The organism is Algoriphagus formosus (genome assembly GCF_002807035.1).
Taxonomy (GTDB): Bacteria; Bacteroidota; Bacteroidia; order Cytophagales; family Cyclobacteriaceae; genus Algoriphagus; species Algoriphagus formosus.
The window spans coordinates 541,106-554,543 of the sequence record NZ_NIUC01000001.1 but is presented as its reverse complement, the minus strand read 5'-3'; the positions used below and the strand labels follow the sequence as shown (position 1 = coordinate 554,543).

Here is a 13,438-nt window from a genome sequence, read left to right as displayed (position 1 = left end):
GATTTTGTAACCAAAATTTTTGGGTCTAGTTAAAAAAGGCAAAAGCGATCATCCATGAAATCACTTTTGCCTTTTCTTTTTATGGGGATATTTTTAAGCTCGGTCTATGGACAAAGCGCCAGACAGGCCCTGGACTTTTCTATTCAGCGAGGCTGGATTATTCCTCACAACGAAGAATTGGCAGATATTTCCCAATCCAATCCCATAGGCTTGAGCCTAAAATATCAAGTGCTTCAGGGTAATCAAGAAAATTGGGAGGCATGCAATTGCTTTCACTATTTGGGTTTTGGGCTGCAGGTTCAGGATTTTCAAAACCCCGCCGAATTGGGTCGGGCCTGGACTGCTTTTGGAAGCTTTCAACCCATTTTATGGAGGGCAGGCAAAGCGGAGTTTTCCTTGGATATGGGAATTGGCGCATCCTATCTGACGCAGGTCTATGATCCCATTGAGAATCCCCGAAATACCTTTTTCAGCGCGCCACTAAGCTTCTTGCTTTATGTTCGCCCGGTGCTTTCCTATTCTATCGGTTCAGATTTTGATCTGACGGCATCCTTTTTCTACAACCATATTTCGAATGGGGGACAGCGCCAACCCAATCGGGGGATGAATTATCCGATGTTATCCCTAGGAGGGACTTATTTCTTGAGAAAAGAAGAATTGCCGAGCTTTCAAAAGCCGGAATTGTCAAGGAATTTTGAGTTTTACCTGGACTTGGGATTCAATACCCGGGAATCCATGGCCGGAGGCAGATCTCCCAATTTTTCTTTGGGAGCTGGGTTTTATAAGAAATTTACAGGCATTTGGGCCATGGGGGCCGGGCTGGATTTGAACAAGGATTTCTCTTTGGATGTGGAGGAAAGCCGCTTGGAATCTCTAATGCCAGCACCTTTTCTGGCAAATCACTTTTTGTTTGGGAGATTTGATTTCCAGCAGCGATTTGCCTGGTATGCGAGCAAACCCGATTTCTATCAAGCCGACCGGAATTTCTACCAGCGATATACGCTCACCTATCAACTGGGAAAAAACCTACGACTAGGAGTAGGGATGAAAGCCCATGGACATGTGGCTGAGAATATGGATTTGAGAGTAGGGTGGAAGTTTTAAAACCAATCGCTATGCTGCTTTCCCTCAATCGATATGCTGCTTTTCCGAAAGCAGCATTTTCCTTGCCCCCCTGCGTGTCCCCACGCAGGGATAAATAAAACCGATTCAATCCTTATTGCTTATCAGAGTGTAGAATCCACCAAATTTTTTAAAGGTCGAAAACGAAATTTTTTTCAAAAGGTAGCTGGACTTTTTTCCAAAATCTCTATTTTTAGTTCAAATCCTTTTTTGAGTTCTGGGATGGGTCTTTTTATCCAAGTTTGGATGAATCGATTTGAAGATTATCTGGTTTAGTCGAATTTGAAATAAGTGGGCCGATGATTAGAGGATTTTTTGAATTTTAAATTCGGCTAGGACTAAGAGAATGTCAAAAGGAGGAACAAAGATTTTTGGGGTCAAGACTTATTTAAAAAATCTACATAAAAGTGAAGATATCCATTATTCTATGCTATACGAAAAAAAAGCCCACACAATAACAGCAAACCTGTCCGTTCAGTAGTCGGGTTTGGTTTTCCGACCCTTAATCCAAATGCAAAAAACAAAAAGAGCCATTTTTTTCCGACCTACGGATATACAGTTGACAATCTTTTTAAACACTTTTTATATTGAAAAACGATATAATTAGAATGTTAACGCTATTTTAGCTCTCTGACTTATTGTCGACATGAACAGAATAAAAGAAGTATTGGAAGAAAAGGGAATCAAACAGACTTGGTTAGCTGAGAGACTTGGAAAAAGTTACAACATGGTCAACGGCTATGTTCAAAACCGACAACAGCCAAGACTTGAAGTACTTTTTGAAATTGCCAAAATTTTGGAAGTCGACCCGAAAGAATTAATAAAAACAGAGAAGCCCAGCAAATGATATTAGATAACGAAAACGAAAATTTAAAAGTCCACGAATGGATTTGCTCTTACACTGAACAAGGTAAGCTTGATATTGTAACTGGCTATTTTACCATTGGTGCGCTTGCTTGGCTTTCGAAGAATGTAAATGATAAAATCACGGACTTTAGACTTGTTCTGGGTGATATTGTAAACTTTGACTCAATAGACAACCGACCTTTAGACTTGCTTAATGAAAACATAAGCATCGAAGCCTCCCTAAAACTTAGCAGCCTATCAAAAGAAGCAGTTGCTTTTCTAAAGCAGGACAAAGTTGTAGCAAAAACATTAGAACCAAATTTTTGCCATGCCAAAAGCTATTTGTTCAATCCTGATAAAAAAGACGATAGAAATAAATACTTCATCTCTGGAAGTTCAAACCTTACAGAAGCAGGTATTGGACTGAAGCACACGAATAATATTGAATTGAACATTGCCGAGACAGGCAACAACAATCAATACAAAGAGCTTGTAGAATGGTTTGAAGCGTTGTGGGTAAGACCACAAGCACACAAAGAAAAGACATTGGTTTCACCAGAAGGAACCAAATCTAAAATAGACTTCAAACAATATTTAATTAATGAAATTGAGCGTATTTTCATCAAATACACTCCGAGAGAGCTATACTATAAAGTATTGTTTGAACTATTTGGCAACCAACTTTTAGAAACGGAGAATGACCCCAATTTTAACAGACAAATCGGGCGCTTGGAAAACTCTGTGGTTTACAACACACTTTATGAATTCCAGAAAAAAGGAGTGCTCAGTTTGATACGAATGCTCCAAAAATATAACGGAGCAATTCTGGCTGATGCCGTAGGTTTAGGTAAAACTTGGAGTGCTCTTGCAGTAATTAAATTTTTTCAACTTCAAGGACGTGAAGTGTTACTGCTTTGCCCTAAGAAACTTGAACACAACTGGAGAAGATATTTAAAGCACCAAGATTCACGTTTCGAGAAGGATCAATTTGATTTTTTCTTGCGTTTCCACACGGATATGCATGAAGACCGTATTGAAAAATACCTTGACCGTGCCGATAAATACTTTACCAATGACAAACCAAAATTGATTATCATTGACGAGAGCCATAACCTTAGAAACGACAAATCAAATCGGTACAAATTTCTGTTAGAGCAGATCCTCAAAGAAAATGAAGACATAAAAGTTCTGCTTCTTTCTGCCACGCCAATAAATAATTCATTAAATGACATCCGTAACCAATTCAAATTGATGGTACAAGGTGATGTTAATGGATATGAAGAAACTTTGGGTATCAGAAATTTGGATTACACTTTCCGGACAGCTCAAAAGGTTTTTAACGAATGGCGTGAAGACCCAAGCCCAAGAATCAGTGATTTCATTAAAAAGTTACCTGCGAACTTCTTTACCCTTACAGATTCTTTGATTGTTGCCAGAACTCGCAAAATGATTGAAGGGCAGCAAACTGGGCTAACCTTTCCAGAAAAAACAAAACCTTTAAATCTTTTTGTAACGCCAAGCCAACTTGGAAATTTTGAGTCATTCGAGGAACTGTTTGACCATTTTCCACCGATGCTTTCAGGCTACCAACCTTCATTTTACTTGGAAGAAGAAAATGAGGAAGAAAAGGACATACTACATGATGAACGTCAACGGGACCGTTTCTTAGTGAAAATGATGTACATCTTGATGGTGAAACGGTTGGAATCCTCTTGGTATTCCTTTTATTCTACTGTTGAGAAAATTAAAGATCATCACCAGAACGCTCTTGATAAAATCAAAGCTTATCAGGACGGGAAAGCAAACAGCAAACTGGTTGAGAAAGACGAAAACTTGTTTGATGATGATGATTTACAAGACGATTTTGAAGAACTCACTTTAGGTAAAAAGCGAAAAATCAATATTTCTGATATAGATGCATCAGGAAATTTGGAAAACTTCAAAAAGGATTTGAAGAAAGATTTGGATGCACTCGACAATCTTTTCATCAATCTTCAAAAGTTTGAAACCAAAATCGAGAAAGAAATTGTCCGCCCGGGAAATCTAAATTCAGCAGACGACAAACTTCAAACACTAATAGCTGAGATCAATAAGAAAAGAGCCTCAGGCGAAAATGTTGGAAACGCAAAAGTTGTCATCTTCACCGTTTACCGCGATACGGCTCAATATCTTTTTGACCAATTAAAAAGTCGTGGATTTGATAAACTCGCTATGGTTTCCGGCTCAGGTTCACAAACTAGCGATTCAGATGAGGAAACCAAGAACTTTGAACCTATTTTAGAACGCTTTGCTCCGTACACCAAACTGTTCATGGAGAAGGAGTGGGATTTTCAAACCAATAAAAAAGGGACAGAAGCTTACCACGAATGGATTTCATGGGTGGTACAAAACCATCCCAAAACATACACCAAAATTCAACAACCGATTGATATACTTATTGCAACCGATGCTCTAAGTGAAGGACAAAACCTTCAAGATGCTGATATGGTCATCAATTACGATATTCATTGGAATCCGGTTAGAATCATTCAGCGTTTGGGACGTATTGACCGTTTAGGTAGTCCGAACAAAAAAATATTCGGTATTAATTTCTGGCCATCCAACAATATCAACTCTTACTTGAATCTTCAAGGTAGAATTGAGCAACGAATGGCTGCCATGAAGTTGGCTGGTGCAGAAGTAGATGAAAAGTTCTCTGAAACATTCGAGGAAATGATTCAAGATGAAAGTCTCGACCAACGAATGAAAAACCGTATGATGGAACAAATGCAGGTAACTTTCGATGACTTGGACGGCAATGAAACTTTTGGTTTTGATGATCTTTCATTAGAACGCTACCGTCAAGATTTACTGGAAGAATTTAACAAGGATAAGGCCAAGTACCAACGCATGCCAAAAGGTGTTTACACAGGTTTTAGAGCCGATACTTCTGTTTGTGCTGAAAACGGATTGATTGCCTTATTAGGATATCCTGCTCGTCCTGCAAAAACCATCAATCACGAATACAAAGCTTTTGACTTGGTTTACATCAATAAACAAGGGAAGATGGTGCTTTTGAATCAAAAAGACGTTTTGGACGCTTTGACCCATCATAAAGACAAAAATCGTTTTGTGCCGGACGCAATAGATAAAGGAGATGATGAAGCTATTCAGGAATTGGTTAATGCCATAAAAGCATGGCTGGATGGTCAAGCAGCCGAAGAGCAAGTGCAGGAAGATGGCACTATCAAAAAAGTAATGGGTACAGAAGCAAAAGACCTTTTATCAAAATTGAGAAAAGGAGACAAAGATGCTTTATCTCGTGTAAAGCAAAACGTCAAGGTGGATGAAAAATTCCAACTCGACAATTTTGATTTGATCACTTGGTTTTTAGTAACAGCATAGATATGAAACTACAAATATTCAATCAGGTTAATTTCCTAAAGGGAATCAAGGCACTTTTCAAAGATTTAAAAGTGCCTATGAACTATGTGGCAGATGAACCTACCACAGCGAAGGAAATCCTGAAAGACACCTATAAGGACAATGACTCTTTCCAACTCATGGATGATATCTATTTCGTGGGAATGGTGGACGATGCAGCTTTTGAAGGAAATAAATCTTTAGAAGCTGAAAAAATCAAATCTGATTATGACGGCATTCTGATTTTTGGAGTAACACTTAAAAGCAGACCCAATGGACTTCTTCCTACCCGTTCGCAATTGGCGGAAATCTCTCGTGCTTTTAACCGTGAATTTTACTATACACCAGTAGTGGTAGTTTTCAAATACGGAAACTACTTGGCTTTTGCCAATACAGAACGATTGAAGTACAAACAAGAATGGCGTGAAGGTGAAAAGGCTGGTAAAGTAAGTTTGTTGCGCGATGTCCATATTGAGAAACCACATTCCGGTCACGAACGTATTTTAGCCGAACTTCAAATTCCAACCACCGGAACTAAAAAAGTTGATTCTTTCTCTAAGCTATATGCCTATTGGCAGGAAGTATTTAGTGTAAGTCTGCTCAACAAGAAATTTTATCAGGAACTTTCTAATTGGTATTTCTGGGCGACACAACATGTTATTTTCCCTGGACAGCCTTCTGAAAAGGATGCTTACGAAAAGGATAAAAAATTAGAAGAACTATTGCAAGAGCATCGAGCTACCAATGTCATTCGTATGTTGACACGATTACTCTTTGTGTGGTTTATCAAAGAGAAAAAATTGATACCTGAAGAACTTTTTGAGTTGGATGCTTTGCAAAAAGATATCCTAAAAGAAATTTCTCCTTACCATGAAAGAGGTATGTTTAAAGAACGTAACAAGGAGAGCATTTACTACAAAGCCATTTTGCAAAACCTGTTTTTTGCTACACTCAATTGTCCTATTGAAGCCGACAGTTTGGATAAACGCAAAAGGGGTTTTCGGGGTGATGGCTATGGTACGCACAGGGGCATTGATTACCTGATGCGCTACAAACAGTATTTCAAAAATCCCGAGGCTTTTTTAGAAAAACTGAATAAAACCGTTCCTTTTTTGAATGGTGGTCTTTTTGAATGTCTAGACGACAAATTCAACAACATATACATTGACGGGTTCTCCGACCAAATGACTAAAGGTGAAAAACTTATTGTACCCGATTACCTATTTTTTGGAGTAGAAGAAGAAACTGATCTAAGCGATATTGTAGGTATCAGCGATAAAAAGTACAAACAAGCAGCTGTAAAAGGGCTAATTAACATCCTTAAATCCTACAAATTTACCATTACGGAAAACACACCGATTGAAGAAGATGTAGCCCTTGACCCTGAACTATTGGGAAAGGTATTTGAAAACCTGCTGGCAAGCTACAACCCTGAAACCAAAACAACTGCCCGAAAGCAAACCGGTTCTTTTTACACACCACGTGAAATTGTAAACTACATGGTGGATGAAAGCCTGATTGCTTATCTGAAAAACGCTATTTCTGATTGGGGTGGTTTAGATGATGAAGCCTTAGACAGAGAATTGCATGTATTGACTTCCTTTGACAGCAAAGTGCCATTCACTGATAATACAGAACTGCAAAGAGCAATCATCACAGTATTAAGCAGCTGTACCATACTCGACCCGGCTTGTGGTTCGGGGGCCTTCCCCATGGGAATTTTGCAAAAAATGGTGCATATCCTTCAAAAGCTTGACCCGAATAACAAGGTTTGGAAGGAAGTACAGTTGGCAAAAGCCGAACAAGAATCTAAAGCAGCATTTGAAATAGAAGACAAGCAAGCTCGGGAAGAACGCCTGTTGGAAATAAACGAAGCATTTGACCAAAGTATCAACGACCCGGACTATGCTCGTAAATTGTTCTTGATTGAAAACTGCATTTATGGCGTGGACATACAACCCATTGCTACCCAAATCTCCAAATTGCGTTTCTTTATTTCCTTGGTGGTAGAACAAAAGGTGAATCCCGAAAAGAACAATTTTGGCATACGACCTTTGCCCAACTTGGAAACCAAATTTGTAGCTGCGAATACCCTTATTGGAATTGAAAAACCAAAGGAAGGATTTACATTAAATATTTTTGATGGTGGGGAGTTAAAACAACTGGAAGCTAAACTTAAAAAAGTTCGAAGTAAGCTTTTCAGTGCAAAAAGTAAAGAGACCAAACTCAAATACAGGGAAGAAGACAAAGTACTGCGTAACCAAATAGCAGAAGAATTAGAGAAAAGCGGCTGGAAAAGTGATACGGCCCAAAACCTGGCTGGTTGGGATCCTTATGCCCAAAATGATTCATCATCATTCTTTGATCCTGAATGGATGTTTGATGTTAAAGAAGGTTTTGATGTTGTGATTGGAAATCCGCCCTATATTTCTTATTACGGAAACACTGGTGCAAAATTGACCGATAAGGAACGCCTTTACATAGTTGATAACTATTTCCATGTACAAACAAAAAATGACCGTATTAATTCAATGAATTTGATGACGGAGAAGGCTATGAAAATTCTTAAGCCAAAAGGAGTAGTCTTTTTCATCACAAATAAAACACAAGCCGTTTTACCCTCTTATAAAAGATTTAGGGAGTATATATTAACAAGTTTTAAAATAAATAGTCTTGTAGACCATCTAGACCCATTTGAAGCAATTGTAGACTGTATCATTCTAGGAATTAATAAGGAATCAGAAAGTGAAAAAAAGCTAAAGTATTTTTCTGGTCAAATTGATGATTACAGTTTTCTGTCGCAGGAAGATTTTAAGTCCAACCCCCAATCAGAGTTCGCTTATAGTAATAATAATAAAACAGTTCAGGCAATTGAAAAACATTCAAAAACTTTTGACCAAATTCTCACAATCAATCGTGGAGTTAATATAGGCGGATGTTTCGATGATTTCCTCTCCGATGTTCAATACAAAGGTTACTACCCATATCTTGGTGGAACAAGGAATATTAAACCATTTAATTACAAGGTAATTGAAGAAGACGGTTATTTTAAGTTTGACGAAAAATTAGAAACAGAGCTTCGCAATAACGGAGCAACTATTGTGTTGGGGAATCCAGAAAGGTATACTATTCCTCACTTATTTATTCCTGAATCTGGTCAAAGAATAATGGCTGCATTTTGCACAGAGCAAATTTACGGTTCATATGGTCTCTTAATCGGGACTAATCCAGAAAATGAAAATTTAACAAAAGCCTCCTGTTCGATATTAAATAGTTCAATTATCACATTCTATTGCATTGAAAGGGGTATTCTCAGAAAAGGAAATAAAGCAACTCCTCATGTAGGTGTTAGAGGCCTAAATAAAGTTCCAATACCTTCATTATCCGACAGGAATATTGAATTATTAGCAGTTCTCTGTGATTTAGCTACTTTTTCTTGGGCATTTTCATTGAATTCATTATTTGAACAAATAGTTAATTCAGCTGTATTCAATCTCTACTTCCCCGACCACATGAAAGAGCGTGGCATAAATGTATTAGAGTTTGTTGAGCGAGATATTTCTGAAGTGATGCAAGGCAGGGAGTTTGAAAAGTTGAGCGATGCCGAAAAAGAGCAGGTAATCGAGCAACTCCATGCCAAGTGGAGCCATCCGGATAATGAAGTTAGGGACCGTATCAAATTGTTTGCTGTGCGAAGCCCGGAGATTTTAAAACCTATTTTGGAGAACTGATGAAGAAGATCAAGGAAATAAAAATCCAAAACTTTAAGGCTTTTCAACAGGAGCAGATTTTTCCTATCAACGGAAAGCATGTTTTGGTATATGGGAATAATGGCTCTGGTAAGTCATCCTTGTTTTGGGCATTATACACCCTTTTGCAAAGCAGTATCAAAGACGATGATGGGGTTCAAAAGTATTTCAAGAAGTATGTAGCATCCAATAAAGCAACACACCAAACCTTGAAAAACGTGTTTATGGACGAGAATGAAGACTCCTTCATTAAACTCACGTCCATAGATACAGATACCAAACATGAAGAAATCTTCACCATTTCTCATGATTTAATCAATACGAACGATGATGCCAATACGCTGATTCAAGAGCTAAATCTTGCGAGTGACTTTATCAACTACAAGCTGCTGCATAACTTTTACAGAGCATCACACAAGCAAGAAGTAAACCTTTGGCCTGTTTTTGAGCGGGATATTTTTCCCTTCCTCACCGAAGGCACGCAAAATTGGTTAGATGATATTATCAAAGCACCCACGCTGGATGTTCCAAGAACCCCCACAGACGCTGTAGTTTCAAGGAAACGGAAAGAGAATTATATTGATGAAGTCAATACTCTGAATAATAAGATTCAAACCCTACTCAATGACATTTCTGGCCATGCCAATAAGTTTTTGAAAGACCATTTTTTTGAAGGTAAAGACGTAATCAAAGTAGCTTTAAGCTTTGACAAGAAATTCAAATTTGACCTGATTAAAAACAAGATTTGGCGAGACAATATGCAAGGTTGGCGGCACGACCAATTGCATATCAAATTAGGGGTTGAAATTTACGATGAAACCATCCCGGAGAAATGGAGAGCCATCGAGCGGGTACAATCATTTTTGAATGAAGCACAACTTACACGTATTGCGATTGGTGTAAGAATCGGAGCGTTGCGAACAAGACCATTGGCAAGTGCCCGGTTTAAAATTTTGGTGCTTGATGATATGCTTATCAGCTTGGACTTATCCAACCGTATGGATGTTGTGCGGATAATTCTGAACAAAGAAGAAAAGGAAGATTTGAAATTCTTTGATGGCTTTCAAAAATTCATCCTCACCCATGACAAAGGTTTTTTCAACCTGATTCGTAGAAATACCGATGAAGAAGAATGGGTCTATTTCAATTTCAATAAAGATGAAAAGGACAGTTCAGCACCAAAAATAAAAGAAGACAAAACACCATTACAAAAAGCAATTAAGAACTTTGAAGAAGACGAATTTGATGCTTGTGGAAACGAATTGAGAAAGGAAGCAGAAGCCATCCTGACTGAGTATCTCGATCCGGACATGAAAAAACTGAACGGAGATTTTGAGACCTTAAGTTCAAAATTAGAAAAGGCATTTAATCAACTGACAAGCCAAAGACACCAAAAGTTCACACAACGTTTCTTGCTTGACCTGGACTTAGCCAAACTCAAAAAAATCAAAGCCGACTATTCAGCAGACGGCACTTTGACAGCAGAAGAGAAAGCCAATCTCGACAGTATCAAAACCAGGCTATTTGACTTCCTGATTGAGTTTAACGAAAAGAAAAATAGAAAAGAACTACTAATTACCGAGACAAAAGACATCCTGGACAGAATTATGAATGCAGCATCCCATCATTCTGAGAATCCATTACACCGTGAAGAGCTGAAAAACGCAATAGCCAAAATGATTGAGTTGAAAGAGCATTTAAACCATGACTAATACTCCCTTTGAGAGTAGAATGTTGGACGTGGGCAAAGTGTAGATTGCCTTCTTTTTCCTAGATAGTTTCCAGGAATGGCCCAAGGCTGAAATGATTATGTAGACCTTCCCTTAATTCAGACAAATTAAAAAAACAATCCCCCATCCAAATTTTCATCCGAATGGGGGAGCTCATTGTCTATTTTTAAAACTTATTTAAAAGCCGGAATCCCGGTAATTTCATTTCCGAGAATCAGCAAATGGATATCGTGCGTTCCTTCATAGGTAATCACGGATTCTAGATTCATCATATGTCGCATAATGGGATACTCTCCGGTGATCCCCATTCCACCGTGGATTTGACGGGCTTCTCGGGCGATATTTAAGGCCATTTCTACATTGTTGCGCTTGGCCATAGAAATATGCACGGTCTTGGCTTTGCCTTCATTCATCATTTTACCCACTTTCCAAGCCAGCAGCTGTGCTTTGGTGATTTCGGTAAGCATTTCAGCTAGTTTCTTTTGAATCAATTGGAAGCTGCCAATAGGCTTGTCGAATTGAATGCGCTCCATCGCATACTTTCTCGCAGACTCATAGCAATCCATGGCCGCACCGATAGCCCCCCAGGCAATTCCAAAACGGGCGGAGTCCAAACACATCAGCGGAGCTCCCAATCCTGACTTGCCGGGAAGGAGATTCTCCTTCGGCACTTTCACATTGTCAAAAACCAACTCCCCGGTGCAGGAAGCCCGAAGCGACCATTTGTTGTGTGTTTCAGGAGTAGAGAAGCCTTCCATGCCGCGTTCGACAATCAGGCCGTGAATTCTACCTTCCTCATTTTTAGCCCAAACTACCACGATATCGGCTTTGGGAGAATTGGAAATCCACATTTTGGCCCCATTCAGCAAGTAATGATCGCCCATATCCTTGAAGTTGGTGACCATGCCGCTAGGATTGGAACCGTGGTCGGGTTCGGTCAAGCCAAAGCAACCGAGCATTTCTCCTGAAGCTAATTTCGGAAGGTACTTTTGTCGCTGCTGCTCAGATCCAAATTTGTAGATCGGGTACATGACCAAGGATCCTTGCACAGAAGCCGTGGAGCGCATCCCTGAATCTCCTCGCTCAATCTCCTGCATAATCAGACCATAGGCGATATAATCCAAACCTCCGCCTCCGTACTCCTCGGGTATTTGCGGTCCAAAAGCTCCTACATCTCCGAATTTTTTGACGATTTCATAGGGAAAATGAGCCTTCTGCGCCCAATCCTCGATGTAAGGACTAATCTCACGCTTGACGAAATCGCGGATCGAACTACGGATGAGTTTGTGCTCTTCCGTCAACAAATCGTCTATATCGAGGAAGTCTACCCCTTCGAAGGTGTCCTGCTTCTGTGATTTTTGAATTCCTACAGCCTCCATGCCTTTTTTGGTTTATTGAATTGAATGCTTGATTTTTGTCGGGAAGAAAAGCCCCAAGACCTTTCGAAGTAAATAGATCGAAGGGGAAAAAACTACCATTTTTGATAAAATTTAGCCATGAGTGACTCCCAATTTGACCCACGTATTTTAGATAAAATCAAACAACTCGAAGAAAAGTTTAAAGCATCCGGCCAGGATATGCTTTCCTACTTGGAAGGACTGCTTTATGCAGATTACCTGACCTATTGGGAATACATCAATTTGGATGTGTTGCTATCCCTACAGCAACCCAAAACCAGTTTTAAAGACGAGCGGATTTTTATCATTTATCATCAGATCACCGAGCTTTATTTCAAACTGATCATATCTGAAATGGAGCAGATTTCCGAGAATGAAAAACTGGATGAGGACTTTTTCAAAACCCGTCTAGAACGGATACTGATGTATTTTGATCATTTGATTTCTTCTTTTGCGATGATGTGGAAGGGGATGGAGCGGGAGCAATTCCTGAAATTCAGAATGTCTCTGCTTCCCTCATCAGGTTTTCAAAGTGCTCAGTATCGCGAGATCGAACTCATGGCAGCAGATGCCTTTCAATTGGTGGCCTTAGCTTCCAGAGACGATTTTGACTATCATTCTCCGGCAGATGATATTTTTGAGCATCTCTACTGGCAGCAGGGTGCGATCGAATTGGCTACCGGTCAAAAGACGCTGACTCTGAAAAATTTCAACCTGAAATACGGGAAGAAGCTAAAGGAAATTATCGATTCCTATCGGCGAAAAAATATCTGGCAACGCTTTATGGAAATCAATTCACCAAGCAAGGAATTGGTTGAATTGATGAAACAGTTTGATCTGAAGGCGAATGTTTTTTGGCCCTTGGCGCATTACAAATCGGCCGTTCGTTACCTGCAGCGTGACCCCGTCGATATTGCTGCTACAGGAGGTACCAACTGGCAAAAGTACCTTCCTCCCCGTTTTCAGAAGGTGATTTTCTTCCCGGAACTCTGGACTGAAAAGGAAAAAGATGAGTGGGGGAAAGGCTGGGTAGTGAAGGAGATTTTTGGAGAGGATTGAGGCAATCTGCCAGTGCTGCTTTCGGAAAAGCAGCACAACAGTAGAGTGCTGAAGGCACGAGATGTAATAGCCCTGGGTAAGCATGCCGAGGTACGAGGCTCAGCGCAACCCAGGGTAAAAGTAACAAACACAA

At 39.6% G+C, this 13,438-nt stretch carries 7 protein-coding genes; 6 read left to right on the top strand and 1 reads right to left on the bottom strand.

Features of this window, described 5'->3' with window-relative positions; genetic code table 11:
• Positions 1-54: 54 nt before the first annotated feature.
• The 5 genes from CDH51_RS02500 (at position 55) to CDH51_RS02475 (ending at position 10,831) form a co-directional block, all read left to right on the top strand.
• On the top strand, positions 55-1,104 hold the full coding sequence (locus tag CDH51_RS02500) for an acyloxyacyl hydrolase (protein WP_100627097.1): 1,050 nt from the start codon (positions 55-57) through the stop codon (positions 1,102-1,104).
• Positions 1,105-1,768: 664 nt separating this feature from the next.
• Positions 1,769-1,969 carry a helix-turn-helix domain-containing protein gene (locus CDH51_RS02490; RefSeq protein ID WP_100627095.1) on the top strand — a complete coding sequence of 67 codons (201 nt, stop codon included), beginning with the start codon at positions 1,769-1,771 and terminating at the stop codon, positions 1,967-1,969.
• Entirely contained in the window at positions 1,966-5,352 is a 3,387-nt protein-coding gene (locus CDH51_RS02485; protein WP_100627094.1) for an SNF2-related protein, read from the top strand. Before CDH51_RS02490 ends, CDH51_RS02485 begins: the two co-directional genes overlap by 4 nt.
• Before the next feature lie 2 nt (positions 5,353-5,354).
• Positions 5,355-9,101: an Eco57I restriction-modification methylase domain-containing protein gene (locus CDH51_RS02480; RefSeq protein WP_100627093.1), complete on the top strand. Its 3,747-nt coding sequence runs from the start codon at positions 5,355-5,357 to the stop codon at positions 9,099-9,101.
• Complete coding sequence (locus CDH51_RS02475) at positions 9,101-10,831, top strand: AAA family ATPase (protein WP_100627092.1); 1,731 nt, start codon at positions 9,101-9,103, stop codon at positions 10,829-10,831. The genes CDH51_RS02480 and CDH51_RS02475 overlap by 1 nt, the downstream gene beginning before the upstream one ends.
• Before the next feature lie 191 nt (positions 10,832-11,022).
• On the opposite strand, the gene CDH51_RS02470 is transcribed toward CDH51_RS02475, so the two are convergent.
• Complete coding sequence (locus CDH51_RS02470; protein WP_100627091.1) at positions 11,023-12,228, bottom strand: acyl-CoA dehydrogenase family protein; 1,206 nt, start codon at positions 12,226-12,228, stop codon at positions 11,023-11,025.
• Between the two features lie 117 nt (positions 12,229-12,345).
• Between CDH51_RS02470 and CDH51_RS02465 the strand changes: the two genes are divergently transcribed.
• Complete coding sequence (locus CDH51_RS02465; protein WP_100627090.1) at positions 12,346-13,305, top strand: tryptophan 2,3-dioxygenase family protein; 960 nt, start codon at positions 12,346-12,348, stop codon at positions 13,303-13,305.
• Positions 13,306-13,438 lie beyond the last annotated feature (133 nt).

Excerpts from the sequence above, each read along its gene's own strand:
- CDH51_RS02500 (WP_100627097.1), top strand. The coding sequence starts at position 55 with ATGAAATCACTTTTGCCTTTTCTTTTTATGGGGATATTTTTAAGCTCG.
- CDH51_RS02490 (WP_100627095.1), top strand. The coding sequence starts at position 1,769 with ATGAACAGAATAAAAGAAGTATTGGAAGAAAAGGGAATCAAACAGACT.
- CDH51_RS02485 (WP_100627094.1), top strand. The coding sequence starts at position 1,966 with ATGATATTAGATAACGAAAACGAAAATTTAAAAGTCCACGAATGGATT.
- CDH51_RS02480 (WP_100627093.1), top strand. The coding sequence starts at position 5,355 with ATGAAACTACAAATATTCAATCAGGTTAATTTCCTAAAGGGAATCAAG.
- CDH51_RS02475 (WP_100627092.1), top strand. The coding sequence starts at position 9,101 with ATGAAGAAGATCAAGGAAATAAAAATCCAAAACTTTAAGGCTTTTCAA.
- CDH51_RS02470 (WP_100627091.1), bottom strand. The coding sequence starts at position 12,228 with ATGGAGGCTGTAGGAATTCAAAAATCACAGAAGCAGGACACCTTCGAA.
- CDH51_RS02465 (WP_100627090.1), top strand. The coding sequence starts at position 12,346 with ATGAGTGACTCCCAATTTGACCCACGTATTTTAGATAAAATCAAACAA.